The following is a 16,582-nucleotide window of genomic DNA, read 5'->3' as shown; positions in this document are numbered from 1 at the left end:
CCGAAGATGACGATCCGCTCATCGCAGCGTGGACATTCGGCGAACTCCGCCTCACTCATCCCTTGTCCGCCGCAGTGCGCGTGCGGTCCCACGATGACGGCGACCGGTCCGGGATCCCAGCCCGGATGCTGCACCGCGGTGGCCCAGTTCGGGCCCGGGACATATCCCTGGTCGGCGTCGAGACTGTAGACGCCCTCGGCGCTGAGCTGCGCGGTCAGAACGCCTTCGGCGACGAGCCGGTCGACCAGTCGCGCCGCGAGTCGCGGGGCCTCGGCCGCCGTGACCTCGACATCGACGATGCGCTCGAAGAAATCCCCCATGATGTGCCACCACTGCCTCGTCTCGGTGCGGCGGATTCTGGCACAGGGCGGTGACATTCCCAGGACGACGTTCCAGGGACGACAGTGGGCCCCGACACGCGACATCCCCCCCGCACCGGGGTGCGGGGGGGGATGTCGTCGGCTCGTATCGGCCGAGCGGTCTCAGCGACCGCGCCGGGTCTTGAGCAGATCCAGGCGCTCCTGCAGCAGCTCCTCGAGTTCCTCCTTGGAACGCCGCTCGAGCAGCATGTCCCAGTGGGTGCGCGGGGGCTTGACCTTCTTGGGCTCCTGGGTGGTGCCCTCGATCAGGATGCCTTCCTGGCCGTTGCGGCACAGCCAGGTGGGCGGGATCTCGGCGTCGTCGGCGAAGGGGACGTCGAACTCCTCGCCGTTGTCGGTCCGGTACCGCGCCACTCGACGTGGTGCCAGGTCGTGGTCGCGGTCCGTCTCGTAGCTCACCGCTCCGAGCCGGCTACCTCGGAGTACGCGATCTGCCATGGTGTGCGGTCCTCTCTGGCCTGTCGGCAACGTTCTACTGCACTGTCAACGCGCCAGGGGCCCGATCGGTTCCCGGTGACGGTCAATCGGTGTATTTTACGGTCCCGGCCGGGGGCTCGTGCCGCGGCCCCGGTGTGGCTCGCGGGCATCGGACGAAATCGGCGTGGTCGGGATAACGGCGGCGGGCAGGACGATAAGGTGTCGGGTCATGTCGCGCCGTGTGCTGTCGTCGTGCCTGTGGTGCGGCCGGGAGATCGCCGATTCCGAGATCGGCCGCCGCCGCCGATACTGCCGGCAGTCGTGCCGGCAACGTGCCTACGAACATCGCAAGGGGTTGGAAGGCACCGGAATCCCCGAGGACTCGGTGGTGCTGAGCGCTCAGGAGGCCACCGATCTCGCCGATCGCTGGTTCGCTGCCCGCTGTGCCGCCGAGGATGTGGCCACGGCCGTGTCCGAGGGCGCGGGCCGGGAGGAACTGGCCGAATTGGCCGCGAATCTGGTGGCGCTGGCCAAGGATGCCGAACGCTTTCGATAGCCGAACCCGAGGACCGCGATCGCGGCGGCGAGCGTCACCGCGACCAGCGCCGCACCGGTCAGCAGTGTGCTCCGGTCGGGATGGATCAGCGCCTGTCCACGCAGTGCCTGCCACAACAAAAGCGCCACCAGGCCCGCGTATCCGAGTGCCAGCACGCCGACCAATCGGGCGCGCACGCCTTCGTCGAGCCAGGGCCGGCGCCGGGCGAACCAGGCGGTGACGGCCACGACGGCCAGCAGGATCTGAATGCCGTGCAGACCCGCGAAATGCGGGATCCGCAGATCGCCGCCCAGGGTGCTCCAATGGGTGATCGGCATATCGCGCACGCCGTCGCGGACGGCGAGTCCGGGATCGGCGACGGTGTGCCCGGCGGCCAGTCGCACGAGGTGTCCGTCGGCGGCTTGCACCGTCTGCTCGCCGGTGAACCCCATCAGATAGCCCAGCGCCATACCGGCCACCGCGATCGCGAGCCCGGCGTGCACGGCCCGGCTGGTCGGCCGGTCGAGCAGACGTTGCCACGAGACGATCACCGCGACAACGAGATTGGCGATGAACAGGCCCGGAACGCCGGACGCGAACACCAGCTGCCCGATGGAATTCACCGGATCGGTTTCGGTATCGAAATGGCTGAAGGTGCCCCGGGCGGCTTGGAGGACGATGAATCCGACATCGACGAGCCCGGTGACGGCGAACAGCGTTCCCATCCACCAGGTCACCCGGGCGCCGCGATGCGGAATCGACAGCAGCCAGGCGAGGGTCAGTGTGTAGGTGAGGAAGGCGAATCCGAATTTCGCGGGTTTGAGCCAGACGGATTCGCCGAGGATCCGGCGATCGTCGATCATCATGGCGCACAGGCAGGACACGGCGAGCACACCCATCACACCCGCGGTCACCAGCAGGGGCCGATGCCACCGGCGCGGAGTGGGGGACAGGGGAATGGTCATGGGATGATGCTGAATTCGCCGGACCGGATCCCGCGTCCCCCGGCGGTGCCATCGTGTCCTGATACCCCGGTACTACCGGAGCGGGTGATCAGCCCACGCGGCGATAGGCGGGCCCGCGGCGGTCGGCCTCGGCCCACCGGCGCCGGCTCAGCTGGGTGTCGACCGCTTCGATCACCTGGGGGACCGTGATCTGCAGCAGTCCCGGGTCGGTGCTGTCGCTGTACCGGTCACCGGTGTGACCGGCCCACAGGGCGATATGGCGGCCCGACAGGTGCGGTGGCGGTCCGCTGAGGCCCGGTGCGGTGGGGCCGAACAACGTCACGGTGCGGGTCCCGAACGCGGTGGCGAGATGAGCCACCCCGGTATCGCCGCAGACCACCAGGGCGGCCTCGGCGACCGTGGCCGACAATTCGATGAGATTCTGCTGACCGGCCAGCACCTGATCATGTGACAGGCCGGCGCGCGCGGCGATGCCGAGGGCCAGATCGCGTTCGAACTCGTCACCGGTCACCACCACTTCGCGGCCCTGCACCAGCAGATGCCGGATCACGGCGGCGAAACGTTCACCGGGCCAGCGGCGCGCGGGCGCCCCCGCGCCGACGTGGACGACCACGCAGTCGCGGTGGCTGGTGGTGGCCACCGGCGGAACCAATCCCAGATTGCGGCGATCGGCGCTGATACCGGCCGACTCCAGGAGATGGCACCAGCGATCGATCTCGTGCATCTCGGGTTGCCATGCGGGGCCGTCGAGTTCGGGGAAGGAGCTGTTGCGATAGCTCAGCAGGCGGGTGGGCTCGGTGCGGGTGAGCTCGACGATGCCCTCGGCGCCGGCGCTGTGCAGATTCACCGCCAGCGCGGGAGCCGGTCCGTCCCAGCGCAAGCCCTGCGGATGCGCGGCCGGAACCATCTCGTCCACCGAGGTGATCAGGTCGACGATGGGCTTGAGGCGATGTGGCGCCGCCAGCACGATGTGATCGCGTGGCCTGGCCCGGCGCAGCGCACGAAGTGCGGGGACCGCGGTGAGAAGATCACCCAGTCCACGTGCGCGCAGCACGAGTACAACCGCCACCCTCTTCTCCTAGCCATTCACCGAGCGACACAGCAGTTCCCCGACCCACCCGAATTCGTGCCGCTGGGACGGCGCGACCGAAGAGAGCCACCTCAGAATGACTACCCGGGCCGCTCGGGCGTGAAACGCACGTATTTCCGCCACCTCGTCGATCCCGGGGCGGGCGCGGATACCGCGTGACAGGCGAAACTACTACATGCTGTCGTTGACGAGCCGTCGATGATTTACGCTGTGTGCCATGACAGTCGTCTACAACCTGGTGGTCATCACCCACCTGCTGGGTCTCGCCGCGGTCATCGGTGGCTACGCGGCCGGACGTCCCGCGGTGTCACAGGTGATGCTCTGGGGTGCCCGAGCGCAGATCGTCACCGGCTTGATCCTGGTCGGGATGGCCGACGGGATCGACTCTCTCGACAAGAATCTCGATATGGCCAAGATCGTGGTCAAACTGGTGATCGCGGTCGCGGTGGCCGGACTGGCCGAGGTGGCGCACGCGGATGCCAAGCGCGGCAAGACGATTGCCTGGATGGTCGACGCCGCCGGTGTGCTGGCGATCGCCAACGTCTTCGTCGCCGTGCTCTGGCACTGAGCCTCAGCCGGCCGAGAATGCCCGGTACAGCGGTGCGTCCGGGTCGACGGCGATGCCGTTGACCCGGGCCGAGGTCTGCATCAGCGCGGAAATGATCGCGGTGAGGTACTCGATGAACTCCTCGGCGGACATCGCCGCCGGTGACAGGCGCCGCGCGCCGAGCCACCAGTCGGTGGCCGAGGCGACCGCCCCGAACATCGAATAGATCACCAGCTCGGCACTGTCCACGTCGACCGGTGCGTCGGCCACGCTCGCGACGAGGGTCGCTGCCCGCCGCGCGGCACCCCGCGCCGACTGCAGGGCGCGTTCGGATTCGTCGGCGTGCTGGGTGAAGTGGCTGTGCGCGATGAACCGGAAGACATGGGGATGTTCGCGGACCGCCGCGGCGTATTCGATCGCTCCGCGCCGCACGAGTTCGGTGGCCGAGTCGTGGGTGAGATCGATGCGGGACATGATCCGCTCCCACAACATGTCGCCGATACGGTCGACGATCGCGTTGTAGAGATCGGTCTTGTCCGAGAAATGGCGATACAGCTTGGGTTTCGCCGCACCCGCCGCTTTCGCGATCTCGCCCATGCTGACACCCGGGCCGTGATCGTCGAGCGCCCGCAACGCCGCGTCCACGAACTCCGCGCGGACCCGGCGCCGGTGCTCACGCCACCGTTCGGTTCGGGCGTCGACCCGCTTGCTGCCGGGTGGGAGCGTGGGTGCTGGGCCTGTCTGCACCCCGCGATGCTACAAGCCGGGCCGCCGTGACCGGGTTCTCACCGCATGCGGGTGCAGTGAGTGCACCACGGCAATCACTACCGGAGCGCACTCACTGCTTCCGCGACGGATATCGGCTCAGCCCTCCAGCAGGCTCTGCCCGAGATAGCCCTGCGGATCGGAGATTCCGGGCGGGATGACGAATACCGCGGAACCGACCGGGGTGGTCCAGGTGTTGAGGGCGTCGAATTCGGCGAGCCGCCGTTGCACCGGCAGATACTGTGCCGCGATATCGCGCTGGTAGGCGGCGAACAGCAGGCCCGAATTCGAGGTGGCGCCGGGACCGGGCGCGTCGTCGTAGTTGTACCCGCGACGCAGGAACCGCTCGGAGTCGGCGGTGTGATGCGCCCGCGCGATATGCGCCGACGGCGGGATGACCGGGATGCCGTGCGCATCGACCGCCGCGAAATCCGGATCGTCGGTCTCCCGGGTTCCGGTCAGCGGGGCGCCGGTCGCGATGCGCCGGCCCACGGTCAGCTCCCGACCGTCCGGGTCGAGTTCGTCCCAGGTGTCCAGATTCATCGCGATCCGCCGCAGCACCATCGATGTGCCGCCGCGCAGCCACGGCCGGGTGGCTCCGTCGTCCCACACGAGCCGGTCGAAGTCGGCGCCGGGGGAGATGTTGACGGTGCCGTCGACCTGGCCCATGAGATTGCGCATCGTCTGCCCGGGGGCGGCGTCGCGGAACCCGCGCTGGGTCCAGCGCAGCGTGACCAGCGATGTCACGCTGCGCGACAACGCCCGCACCGCGTGCGCCACCGTCGTCGCCTCCTCCGCGCAGACCTGCAGCAGCAGATCGCCGGCGCAGAATCCCGGATCGAGGCGGTCGATGCCGAAGGGCGGCAACGGAGCCAGGGATTCGGGCCGCGCCGATTCCAGTCCGGCCACCGTGAACAGCCGTGGACCGAAGCCGACGGTCACCGTGAGCCGGGCCGGTCGATGGGCCAGCTCCGGCTCGGTGTCGGCCAGTGCGGGCTCACCGCCGGTGAGGCGCGCGGCGTCACCGGACCAGATGCGCAGCAGTCCGATGATGTCCGCGCGTGCCGTGCCGGGGCGCAGATCGAAGGCGACGAACGCCGCGTGGCGCTGGGGTGCGGTCGCGACCCCGCCCTGATGGGGTCCGTAGAACGGTTCGCGAGCGGTGCCGGAATCCGAGGGGGCGGCCGGGCGCCACCGTTCGGCGCCGAGAGCGATACCCGCGCCCGCGGCGGCTCCCGCCGCGGCGACCCCACCGCCGAGCAGGCGCCGCCGCGACAGCCGCTCAGCCACCGTGCGCGGGGGCCGTGGCGTCCCCGGTCGGTGCGTAGTTCTCCTGGTTCCCGGCGAAATCCCGGACCTGTGCGGCGAAGGTGGTGCTGGTCCCGTCAGCGAATTTCACCGTGACCGGGGTCTGCGCGCCGGTGCGCAACGGTGCCTTCAGATCGATGAACATCAGATGGTCGCCGCCCGGCGTCAACGTGGCCCGGCCGTGCGCCGGAATCACCAGACCACCGGCCTTGGGTCGCATCGTCATCCCACCGGCGGCCGGCACCACCTCGTGGATCTCCATCCGCGCCGAGGCCGGGCTGGTCGCGTCGACGATCCGGATCTCGTGGTCGCCGTTGTTGGTGAAATCGGCGAACGCCGCCGACATACCGGCCTCGGCGGCCTTGATCCACTGATTGCTCACGGTCACCGAATCGGCCGCCGCGCCGGTGGTTCCGCTGTCGGAGGAACATCCGGCCAGTGCCAGCGCCACGGCGCAGATCGCACCGACCGCCGGCGGATACTCGAACCGGCGTCGCTTCGCGGGGGCGATGCCGACGCCGTGGGACAGGCCGTCGGGCGCCGCGCGCCGGACCGGCCGATCGCGCACCCGGCGAGCGGTGACGGGCGAATGGGGTACGGAAAACATGTCAGGACTCCAGTGTGGTGAAAGATGCTTCGATCCCGTCGGGGCGCATGCGGGCGCCTGCCGCTCCCGGAGAATCGGTACTCGAGCGGACGACCGGACGGCCGGCGGGTGATGGAGGGCGGCGGTGATGGAGGGCGGCGGTGATGGAGGGCACTGCCACCGGTGTCGACGCCGGATCACGCGCGCCACCGCGGACCGGCGGAGTATCCGCCGGCGCGGCCGAAATCTACGCCCGCGACAGCCCGGCGAGATACGGGCCGGCGAACGAACCGGCGGCGCCCGGCGGACCTCGTCGGCCGGTACCCGATGCCAGCACCAGTCGCCGGTGCGGCGCGATCGCCTCCGGTGCCGACACGATGGTGACGACATCGCGGCATCCCGGTGCGCGCAAGGAGCGGTGGATGGCCCTGCGGATTCGCGAAACCGCGCGCAGTAGCGTCGTTTCCGCACCGCGGATCAGCAGCGCCGCGGCCACGATCGCCACCAGGTGGGCGATGAGCATCGGCACCGTGAACAGGTCGGTACGGCAGTGCGCCGGCACCGACAAGGCGGTATGTCCGAGCAGCTGGCCCAGCGCCAGCAGACCCATCACCCCGAGCGGGCCGGTCCGAGTGTGCGCGGCCACGACACCGGTGACGGAACTCGCGGCGATGAGCAGCATGATCGCGGCGGAGCCCGGGAAATCGGTACCACCGGCGAGGGCGTGGGCGGCGACACTCACCGTCGCCGACGCCGCGGCGACACAACTGCCACGCAGCCGCATGGCCGGGTCCGCAGTCGCTCGCACCCGCCCATCGTATCCAGGACCGCGACGGCGGCCGATGCCCAGGTCCGGCCGCCACGCTCGTCACAGGATCTCGAGTTCGGCCTCTCGCAGGTCCTCGGGGAAGACGAAGCGTCGCAAGGCCCAGAATCGGAACGCCATCGCCAGCAGTACGCCCAGGATCTGGCCGGTGATGAAGTTCGACACCGCCTGGGTGAACGCGGTGACGTGCGGGACCCGGATGTCGAAGACATACAGCGCCACCGCCTGCGGAATGACCGTCACCCCGACCGCCAGGGCGCTGACCGCGAAGAACAACGCGGCCTCGTGATGGCGCTGGCGTCCGCCACGGGTGTTGAACGACCACTCCCGGTTCAGGATGTAGGACACGATCGTCGCGATCAACACGCCGAACGCGCGCGCGGTCAACGGCTTGTCCTGCAGGACCGTCAACTTCAGCGTGTACACCACCCCGGTGTCCACGAACCAGGTGATCGCGCCGACGACGGCGAATTTCATCAGCTCCCGGTGCGCGAGCAGCAACGCCCGCCAGCGCTCGGGTAGCCGGTCCAGTCCAACCTGCACCAACGACACGCATTCCACCCTAACCGCGCTGCGCGGGACCGGCATCCGCACAGCGACCATGACCCCGCAGGTAATCGTGCCGCGCACCGGTCCCGCCTACCATCGGACAGGTGCCCACCCTCACCGCCGGGGATCTGCTGCGCCACTGGCGTCGCACCCGCCGCCTGAGCCAGCTCGAACTGGCCGGCCGCGCCGAAACCTCGACCCGTCATCTCAGCTTCGTCGAAACCGGCCGGTCCACACCGAGTCGCCAGCTCATCCTGCATCTGAGCGAAGAGCTGGAAATCCCGCTGCGCGAACGCAACCGGATGCTGCTCGCCGCCGGATACGCCCCTGTCTACGCCGAACCCGCATTGGACACCCCCACCATGGCTCCCGTCCGCACCGCGATGCGGCAGATCCTCACCGGTTACGAGCCCTATCCCGCCCTGGCCGTGGACGCGCAGTGGAACATGGTCGACGCCAATTCCGGTGTCGCCCTGTTCCTCGACGGCATACCCGCCGAATTGCTCACCCCACCGGTCAACGCGTTGCGGCTCAGTCTGCACCCGGAGGGGCTCGCCCCGCGCATCGCCAACCTCGCGCAATGGCGCGGCCACCTGTTCGAACGGATCGAACGCCAGATCGACGCGACCGGTTCCGCGGATCTGGCCGCACTGCGCGCCGAACTGCTCACCTATCCCGGCGGACGCGACGATCCGGGACTTCCCGAGCCGGATCAGGCCGTCGTCCCGTTGCGTCTGCGCCACCACGACCCCGTCCACGGCGATCTCGAACTCGAATTCATCAGCACCATGACCATCTTCGGCAGTCCGATGAATGTCACCGTCGCCGAACTGGCCATCGAGTCGTTTCTGCCCGCGAGCCCCGCCACCGCCGAATTCTTGCGTCGCCGTTCACAGATCGAGTAGATGCGGCAGCCCGGCCCGGTAGCGATCGGCATCGATCCGCTTCAACGGTTCCAATTCCGGCGGGGCGTACATCGGAAACACCGCCGCGCGCGGTGCGCCGTCGCCGGCGGCGTCCAGTAGCGCGTTGACGGCCTTGCGCCCGGCCTCGCAGGCGCCTTCCATCGTGGCCAGGTCGATTCCGGTGCGCACGTGGTCGCCGCACAGGAACATGTTGCCGATGGCCGAACGCGCCTCGGGCCGGTGGTCCCACGATCCGACGGTATTCACCAGCAAGGGGGTGTCGTTGTGGTTGCCGCCTTCGGCGAAATGCACGCCCGGGTCGATGAACCACGATTGCAGATCCTCGTCGCGCAACCAGCCGGTGCCGGTATTGAGCCATCGCTTCAGCTGCGCCCAGACCTCCTGCACCACTTCGTCCTTCGAACACTGCTTGGCCGGTTTTCCGTACACAATCCCGGGCGTGTCCCAGTCCGAGACGTCGACCGACAGACATTCCACGACCGATCCGTCGCCGTAGCGTGCCGCGAAATCCCCCCGCCACATCGGCGCCTGCCGCAGTGCCGTGATCGCCCACGGTGAGCCCAGCGCCGCGATATGGCCCTGTGGGACACCGGTCGGCTGACGCAGATAGAACTGCACGCCGACCATCCAATCCATTACGAGTTCCCGCATACCGGCCAGCGCCGGATCGGCGGCGAGCACGGCGTCGTCGAGGATCGTCGCCGCTCGGTCGGCGGGCATCGCGCACACATACCAATCCGCGTGCACCGCACGCCCGCCCACATTCGCGGCGGTGATCCGATCGCCCGACACGCGTAGCCCGGTCAGCCCCGCGCCGGTCACGAACCGCACGCCCGAACCGGACAGATACGCCACCCACGGATCGATCCACGCCTCGTTGGTGGGGCCGTTCAGAATCCGGTCGACCCCGCCGCGGTACTGGGGTGCGATACCGGAACCCGCGAAAACCAGAGCCTCGCCGATGGTTCCGATGGTGCGCGCCGAACTGGTCTCCGATTTCGCGGCCACGGTGATCCGGGTCAGCGCCCGCGCCAGATAGTCCCGATAGGCCTGCGACTTCCCGGCGGCACCGACCGCGTCCATCCACGATCGGTACTCCCATTGGCCGAAGCGGCGTTCGGGGGAGCTGGTGAACCACATCATCATCCGGTCGCCGAAGAACGCCAGTTCCTGCGGCGGCAACTGCGGGATGAATCCGAGACCTGCGATGAGCGAGTTGCGGATGCGGTCGGGGTCGAGCTCGCGGAGTCCGGCGATCTCGGTGGGCACGGTCACCGGCGGCAGATCCGGGAATCCGGCGACCGTGGACTCCACCCGGATCAGATTCCCGGCCACGCCGTTCGCGTTGCCGGGGAAAGGGATTCGCGCCATGGTATCCGGTACGTGCTGATAGCAACCGGGGAAGAACCGGAAGCCGTGTTCGCCCGGCAGGTCCGCGCGCCCGCCCGCCCCGGTGCCGGGCACGCTCATGCTGCGCGCCTTGCCGCCGAGCGCGTTCGGCTCGTACACCGTGACCGCATAGCCGCGTTCGGCCAGTTCGTGCGCCGCGGTCAACCCGGATACGCCACCTCCGAACACCGCCACCGTGCGTCCCGGGCGTACTTGGCGGCGTGGTGGATTCGCGCGCGCGGCCGTGGCCCATGCGCCGCTCGTCGCGAGGGCCGCGCCCGCTACCGCCGCCCCTCGCAGCAACTGCCGCCTGCCGAATCCACCCGCATCGTCTCGACCGGTCATGTCCACTCCTCGAATCAGCGAGCGGGATCGGCCGTGCGTCGATCCCGAAGCATGAATTGCTGTGCCTGCGAATCTTTTTCACCGAGGTCCGGCAGTATCGAGGGCCCGCCCCTCACTTCGGCGCCGCCACCGGCCACCGCGGCCACGCCGAACCCCACCGCGCCGCCTGACGTTCCCGCCAGTCCCGCGCGCTGTCGCGCACCTCGCGAAGCACGGTGTCCACCACCGTGGCCGCCGGCGCGTGCGCCAGCGCCCGCAGCGCGAACTTCGCCGCCCGTGCCGGGGTCAGCAGTTCGTCGGGGGTCCGCGCCCGGGTCATCACATCCAGCGCGAGGCCGGCCAGGTTCGGGTCGGCCGCACCGGCGCGGTACAGCTGCACCTCGAGCGGTGACATCTCGGTGCCGCGGGCGAGCCGGTTGGTCCACTGGTACATGGGCAGGCAGTCCTGTTCCCGCCGGTGCTCCCATCGGATCAGTGCCCGGTCCAGCGCGGCCGCGTCGTCGAGTACCGGCGCCGCGTATTCGCCGAGCAACCGTCCGTAGCGCATCGCATCGCGCATTCCCTGTGCGGTGACCGGATCCTTGAAATGGCCGGCATCGCCGGGCAGTGCCCAGCCCGGACCGGTGGAGCGGCGGAAGTAGGAGACGATGCCGGTGGCCGAGCGCACCCGGCCGATCGGCTCGCAATCGGCCAGTCGCACAGCGAGTTCCGGGATCGCGGCCACCATGTCGCGGTAGCGCTGCTCGGTCTGCCCGGCGGTGCGCGGCCCGTGGGCGACCGGCGGCTGGATCAGCGACAGCACCGCACCGTCCTCGCACGGGAAGGCGGTTCCCAGAAGATCCCCGGCCCGCCACTGCGCGGCCGTCGACCGCCATTCCGGGCGGCCGTCGCGCCAGTAGGCGAAATAGCACGCCCGTCCACTGGGCTTGCTGCGGTACGGGTCCAGGGCTCCGGTCAGCCGCGCCACGGTGGAGCGGCGCCCGTCCGCGCCGACCACCAGGCGGGCCCGGATCTCGTGGGTGGTCCCCGCGCGATCGACCGCGCGCACACCGGCGACCCGGCCGGCGTCGCGGATGAGTTCGATGACCCGCATCGATTCGTGGACGGTCGCACCGGCCGCGCGGGCCGTGGACACCAGGGCTGCGTCGAATCCGGTGCGCCGCACGCACATCGCGTAGTCGATGCCCTCCACGGCGGTGAACGGCGCCCGCACCACCTGCCCAGCGCCGGCGGCGAACGCGACTCGCAATCGGGGCGCGCCGAGTGCCAGCACCCGCTCCAGCGCGCCCAGCGCGGCTACCTCGGCGAGGCCGGCCGGCCACAGCAGATGGGTCGAGAGGGTGTCGGAGGGGAATCGGGCCGAGTCCACGACGACGACGTGCCGTCCCGCGCGGGCGAAGGCGACGGCCGTTGCCGACCCCGCGCAGCGCGCTCCGACCACCACCACGTCGGTGAATTCGATGTCCGGGCAGTCGTTCTCACCGTGATCGCGGTCATTCGCCGGATGTTCCCGGACGGTCGCGTGGATGCCCGAATCGGTCGGCGAGGAGTCGGCAGGTTCGTCGGTAGGCATCGGCGCCGCCTTCGGGGTCACTATGTTCGGACACTGTGTCCTACTGAGAGAATGAAGTGACTCCTCTCACATTGTCAATATGTTTGGACCGATTGTTCGCGGCAATTACCGACGCTCGAGCCGCCCGCGCCGGTGAGACTCCGGATCGCCCACCCGATCCGGTCGCATCCGCGATGATCACCGGAAGGCGTGGCCGCCCGGCCCGATCGGAAACGACCGTGATGAGGTACCGCGATGGCGTTGATGTCACCCCTGGACTCGGTATTCCTGATGCTCGAATCGCGCGAACACCCCATGCACGTCGGCGGCCTGTCGCTGTTTCGTCCCTCGGACACGCAGACACGATCGGCACGGCAGTTACACGAGGAATTGGCCTCGGGCAGCGACCAACTCACCTCGGTGTTCCGGCGCCGGCCCGCGCGGTCGCTGGCGAGTTTCTCCCCGCTGCGGTGGGATCTCGACGACGACGTCGATCTCGACTACCACGTCCGGCTGCTCTCGCTGCCCGCGCCCGGGCGGGTGCGTGAACTGCTGGAACTGGTGTCGATGCTGCACGGATCGCTGCTGGACCGCCATCGCCCGCTGTGGGAGGTCTACATCATCGACGGGCTCGCCGACGGCCGGATCGCCCTGTGCACCAAGACACATCACGCGCTGATGGACGGCGTGTCGGCGGTCCGCACCTGGCAGCGAGCCCTCTCGCCCGACCCCGCCGCCCGCGACTGCGTGCCGCCGTGGCGCTCTCCCGGCCGACATCCCAGCGGCTCGAGCACGCTGTTGCGCCGCTCGGCCGACGCGGTGCGCGCGGCCGGGCGGATCGGCACCGCCGTACCCGAATTGCTGTCGGGCGCATACACGATCGCGCGGGATTATCCCGAACCGCGCCCGTTCGGGGCCCCGCACACGATGTTCAATGTCGCCATCACCGGTGCCCGGCGGTTCGCCGCGCAGTCGTGGCCGCTGCCGCGGTTGCGTGCGGGCGGAGCGCGTGCCGGGGCGACCGTGAACGACGTGGTGCTGGCGATGTGCGCGGGCGCGCTGCGGCGATATCTGCTCGCCGAGCAGGCGCTACCGGCCGAGCCGCTGATCGCGATGGTGCCGGTCTCGCTGCGCGGTACCGCCGAAACCGCAGCGGGAGAGGGCAACTCGGTGGGTGCGGCACTGTGCGACCTGGCCACCGACGAACCGGACCCGGCCGCACGACTCGCCCGCATCCATTCCTCGATGGCGCGGACCAAGAACGCCATGTCGCGGCTGACGCCGCTACAGATCCTGGGGCTGTCGGCGGTCAATGTGGCAGGACTGGCATCGGCGGCGCTACCGGTGCGGCTGCCGGCCGTCGCGCCGCCGTTCAACATCGTCATCTCCAACGTCCCCGGCGCCGCCGAACCGCGGTACTGGAACGGCCTGCGCTTGGAAGCCGCCTATCCGGCGTCGATTCCCCTCGACGGACAGGCGGTCAACATCACGACGATCAGTTCCGATGGCGCCATGCACTTCGGCATCGTCGGGTGTCGCCGCAGTGTGCCGCACCTGCAACGGCTGCTGACCGGACTCGACGAGTCCCTCGCCGAACTGGAGTAGCCGGGCTGTGCGCGGCAACCGGACGCGATGCGATGGTCGGCGCTCGATGGTCAGGTGATGCGGGCGGTTTCGGTGAGGGCGTCGGTGGCGGCGGCGAGAATCCGTCGCGCCCGCGGAAAGTCCTGCAGCTGCCCGCCGAGCAGATCGAGAACAGGAAACAGCGATTGCGCGGGCACCGCGCGTGCGCTCAGCACGCGCGCGGTCCACGTGACGAAGGTGGTGAACAACTCGGCGTCGTCCAGATACAGTGCGGTAGCGAGGAATTCGAGTATCTGCGCGATATCCTCGGCGGTGCGTTCCCGCTGGAATTCGGAATACTCCCGCATCGCGGGGAAACGGTGCTCCAGCTCCGCCATCGTGGTCGCCAGCAACTGCGGTGTGCCGCGGGCGATCATGGTGAATTCCTGATCGGTCAGATGCGGCAGCGTCCGGTGCGCCTGCTGCTCGTGTCGCAGCCCCCGGGCGAGCAGCTCGGCCGCGGTCGCGGCGTCCGGCGCCCAGGCGTCCGCACCGAGCAGGTCCGCCCAGCGGCCCTGCGGCCCGAACGCCGCACCGCCTACGAGCACCGGCACTCCGGCCGCCTGACATGCGGTGATCGTGCCGTGCGCCGACGGCAGGCGGGTCGGCAGCGACGACGACAGCAACACGGCATCGGGTCCGGTGTTGTGCAGGTGCGCGATCAGGTGCCGCGTGGGCACCTGGGCGCCGAGGAAGTCGACGTGCCAGCCACGCAGCCGCAGCACCTCGGCCACCAGCCGGGCGGGCAGCGCATGCCATTCGCCGTCCACACACGCGACGGTCACCCGCCCGGCCGAAGCGGGGTGCGAACCGGCCGCGTGGAGAGCCAGTGCCGTCACGGCACGATCGTTGATCGCGGTGGCGGTGTGCTCGTCGGCGACACTGAGGGTGTTCGCGGCCCATTCCGCGCCCACCCGGCGCTGCACCGCGGCGACCACATCGAGCAGGACCGCCTCCGGTTCAAGACCCGAATCCACTGCCGCGAGCACGATGCCGATCGCCGCCCGTTCGTCACGGCTCGTGACCGCCGTCCACAGCTGTTCACGGAATGCGTTGGCGTCGCCGGAGATTCGGCGATCCGGCTCGGACATGAACGGCGGCTCCTTCGTGTGCGGGTCAGTCGATCACGAGGGTCGGGGTGCGCGGCGCGGTGATCGCGACGACCGCGATGTCGTCGTGCTGGTTGCGGCCGACCCACTGGGTGGTGAGCATGTGGACGCGCTCGACCACCGCCTCCGCGGGCATATCCACACACTGGGCCAGCGCGGCGATCAACCGCTGCTCACCGAACATGCGCCGGCCCAGCGGCCCGCCGCGGGCCTCCGTCACACCATCGGTGTAGAGCAGGCAGGTCTCCCCGGGGGCGAGCGAGGTCCGGAATGTCGTGGCGGTGATGTCGGGGAGCGCACCGACCAATTGCCCACGCGTGTCGGCCGTTTCGACGGACCCGTCGGCCCGCACGATCAATGGCGGCGGGTGCCCGGCGGAGGTCAACCGCAGCAGCACCCGCCCTTCCCGATGCACGGCCGATGCCAGCACCAGTGTGGCGAACCGATCGTGGCGCGAGGACACCAGCGCGTCGTTCAGCAGGGCGAGCATCCGCTGGTGATCGTCGGCCATCGGCACCAGCGCGTGAACGGTGTTGCGGATCTTGCCGGTCAGCACGGCGGCCTCGAGACCTTTACCGCAGACGTCGCCGAGCACGACGAGGGTTTCCCCATCCGGTGTCGCCGCGCGGTGCACGTCGTAGAAATCCCCGCCGATGATGTCGTGATTCTCCGAAGCCCGGTAGGCCCCGGCCAATTCGATTCCGTGGACTCGGTGCAGTTGCGGTGGCAGCAGCTCGCGCATCAGGATCCCCGTGATACTGGTCTGCTCGGCATACAGCCGTGCCGCCGACAACGCGATACCCGCGCGGCCGGCGAACAACTGGGCGAAGATTTCGTCGCGCTCGTCGAAGATCTGCTCGCCGGAGTGCCGCAGCAGTACCAGCGCCCCGGCCGAAACTCCATGGCCGGGAAGCGGAGTCACGATCACCGAGCCCGTTCGGTTCGCGAAACCGGGCGGCAGCAGCCACGCCGGCACCGCCGCGGCGTCGAGCCACTGCGAGGGAATCGGCGGGAACCCGCGCAGCGCCTCGCTCAGCCCGGCCACCGCGTCGGGATCCTCCTCGACGACGTTCACCCGCACCACACCGTGTTCGTCACACGAGACGACCGACAGCGCCCGCCCGGCCGGGGGAGTGACGACCACCGCGGCATCGGCGAGATGGCGGGCGGCGAGCCGGACTGTCGTCTCCAGGCACCTGTCGACGTTCAACGAGGCCAGCAGCCGCTCGGAGGCTTGCGACAGGAACGCGGTCCGTTCGCGTTCCTGCTCCAACTCCGAACGGCTCTCGTGCAGCGAGCGCGCGGTGTCGCCGAGCAACCACCAGACGATCGTCCCGTCGGCGCCCGGGGAGGCGACCGCATGCAGTTCGCGCCCGCCCACGCGCCCGGACACCGAGGCGGGCGACGGCGCGCTGTCCGATGCGGCCGTCGCGTCGTGTGCCGCGGACAACCAGGGCAACGTGGCGCGGGGTAACGGCTCACCCACCGCCACGTCGGGTAACAGCGCCGACGCTTCGCCGGTCAGCGCCACCACCGTGCCCGCCCGATCGACCACCACGGCCGGATGCGGTATCGCCGACCATCGGTCCACACCAGTCACGACGGATTCGGGCATGGCGACCTCCTCACATCCCGTCGCACATGCGAAATCCGCTGCGCCGCGGTCGAAC

General features: G+C 69.6%; 15 protein-coding genes. 4 read left to right on the top strand and 11 right to left on the bottom strand.

The features are described 5' to 3' along the window. Positions 1 to 482: 482 nt before the first annotated feature. Positions 483 to 818 carry an RNA polymerase-binding protein RbpA gene (locus LKD76_RS17570; RefSeq protein WP_062996890.1) on the bottom strand — a complete coding sequence of 112 codons (336 nt, stop codon included), beginning with the start codon at positions 816 to 818 and terminating at the stop codon, positions 483 to 485. Positions 819 to 1,026: 208 nt separating this feature from the next. Between LKD76_RS17570 and LKD76_RS17565 the strand changes: the two genes are divergently transcribed. Then, positions 1,027 to 1,353, top strand: a complete 327-nt coding sequence (locus LKD76_RS17565) for a hypothetical protein (protein ID WP_227982413.1) — start codon at positions 1,027 to 1,029, stop codon at positions 1,351 to 1,353. 1,032 nt (positions 1,354 to 2,385) lie between these two features. Here the strand turns inward: LKD76_RS17565 and LKD76_RS17555 are convergent. Then, on the bottom strand, positions 2,386 to 3,366 hold the full coding sequence (locus tag LKD76_RS17555; RefSeq protein ID WP_227982412.1) for a glycosyltransferase family 9 protein: 981 nt from the start codon (positions 3,364 to 3,366) through the stop codon (positions 2,386 to 2,388). A gap of 238 nt (positions 3,367 to 3,604) precedes the next feature. Here LKD76_RS17555 and LKD76_RS17550 point away from each other — a divergent pair, with 238 nt between their 5' ends. After that, the gene (locus tag LKD76_RS17550) at positions 3,605 to 3,955 is read left to right on the top strand and encodes a hypothetical protein (protein WP_227982411.1); all 351 of its coding nucleotides are present in this window, start codon (positions 3,605 to 3,607) and stop codon (positions 3,953 to 3,955) included. Between the two features lie 3 nt (positions 3,956 to 3,958). Here LKD76_RS17550 and LKD76_RS17545 read toward each other — a convergent pair whose 3' ends face one another. The 5 genes from LKD76_RS17545 to LKD76_RS17525 form a co-directional block, all read right to left on the bottom strand. Beyond that, positions 3,959 to 4,681 carry a TetR/AcrR family transcriptional regulator gene (locus LKD76_RS17545; RefSeq protein WP_227982410.1) on the bottom strand — a complete coding sequence of 241 codons (723 nt, stop codon included), beginning with the start codon at positions 4,679 to 4,681 and terminating at the stop codon, positions 3,959 to 3,961. A 117-nt stretch (positions 4,682 to 4,798) separates the two neighbouring features. Continuing rightward, positions 4,799 to 5,989, bottom strand: a complete 1,191-nt coding sequence (locus tag LKD76_RS17540) for a Dyp-type peroxidase (protein WP_227982409.1) — start codon at positions 5,987 to 5,989, stop codon at positions 4,799 to 4,801. Then, positions 5,982 to 6,614, bottom strand: coding sequence for a copper chaperone PCu(A)C (locus tag LKD76_RS17535; RefSeq protein WP_227982408.1), 633 nt, complete (start codon positions 6,612 to 6,614; stop codon positions 5,982 to 5,984). Before LKD76_RS17535 ends, LKD76_RS17540 begins: the two co-directional genes overlap by 8 nt. Positions 6,615 to 6,840: 226 nt before the next feature. Further along, positions 6,841 to 7,401 carry a hypothetical protein gene (locus LKD76_RS17530; RefSeq protein ID WP_227982407.1) on the bottom strand — a complete coding sequence of 187 codons (561 nt, stop codon included), beginning with the start codon at positions 7,399 to 7,401 and terminating at the stop codon, positions 6,841 to 6,843. 60 nt (positions 7,402 to 7,461) lie between these two features. Continuing rightward, the gene (locus tag LKD76_RS17525; RefSeq protein ID WP_227982406.1) at positions 7,462 to 7,971 is read right to left on the bottom strand and encodes a GtrA family protein; all 510 of its coding nucleotides are present in this window, start codon (positions 7,969 to 7,971) and stop codon (positions 7,462 to 7,464) included. Between the two features lie 101 nt (positions 7,972 to 8,072). Between LKD76_RS17525 and LKD76_RS17520 the strand changes: the two genes are divergently transcribed. After that, entirely contained in the window at positions 8,073 to 8,873 is an 801-nt protein-coding gene (locus LKD76_RS17520; RefSeq protein ID WP_227982405.1) for a helix-turn-helix domain-containing protein, read from the top strand. Here LKD76_RS17520 and LKD76_RS17515 read toward each other — a convergent pair. Both LKD76_RS17515 and LKD76_RS17510 read right to left on the bottom strand, forming a co-directional pair. Continuing rightward, complete coding sequence (locus LKD76_RS17515; protein WP_227982404.1) at positions 8,859 to 10,628, bottom strand: hydroxysqualene dehydroxylase; 1,770 nt, start codon at positions 10,626 to 10,628, stop codon at positions 8,859 to 8,861. The two genes, LKD76_RS17520 and LKD76_RS17515, sit on opposite strands and share 15 nt — an antisense overlap. Positions 10,629 to 10,740: 112 nt before the next feature. Next, positions 10,741 to 12,201: an NAD(P)/FAD-dependent oxidoreductase gene (locus tag LKD76_RS17510; protein WP_227982403.1), complete on the bottom strand. Its 1,461-nt coding sequence runs from the start codon at positions 12,199 to 12,201 to the stop codon at positions 10,741 to 10,743. A gap of 234 nt (positions 12,202 to 12,435) precedes the next feature. Here LKD76_RS17510 and LKD76_RS17505 point away from each other — a divergent pair, with 234 nt between their 5' ends. Further along, on the top strand, positions 12,436 to 13,785 hold the full coding sequence (locus LKD76_RS17505) for a WS/DGAT/MGAT family O-acyltransferase (RefSeq protein ID WP_227982402.1): 1,350 nt from the start codon (positions 12,436 to 12,438) through the stop codon (positions 13,783 to 13,785). 50 nt (positions 13,786 to 13,835) lie between these two features. On the opposite strand, the gene LKD76_RS17500 is transcribed toward LKD76_RS17505, so the two are convergent. Together LKD76_RS17500 and LKD76_RS17495 are read right to left on the bottom strand one after the other, a co-directional pair. Beyond that, positions 13,836 to 14,894 carry a cobalamin B12-binding domain-containing protein gene (locus tag LKD76_RS17500; RefSeq protein ID WP_227982401.1) on the bottom strand — a complete coding sequence of 353 codons (1,059 nt, stop codon included), beginning with the start codon at positions 14,892 to 14,894 and terminating at the stop codon, positions 13,836 to 13,838. Positions 14,895 to 14,919: 25 nt separating this feature from the next. Further along, positions 14,920 to 16,527 carry a PP2C family protein-serine/threonine phosphatase gene (locus LKD76_RS17495; protein WP_227982400.1) on the bottom strand — a complete coding sequence of 536 codons (1,608 nt, stop codon included), beginning with the start codon at positions 16,525 to 16,527 and terminating at the stop codon, positions 14,920 to 14,922. Positions 16,528 to 16,582: the final 55 nt, after the last annotated feature.

Origin of the sequence: Nocardia spumae, assembly GCF_020733635.1 — a bacterium.
Lineage (GTDB): Bacteria > Actinomycetota > Actinomycetes > Mycobacteriales > Mycobacteriaceae > Nocardia > Nocardia spumae.
The sequence above is the reverse complement of the archived record's forward strand: the minus strand, read 5'-3'. Positions and strand labels throughout refer to the sequence as shown.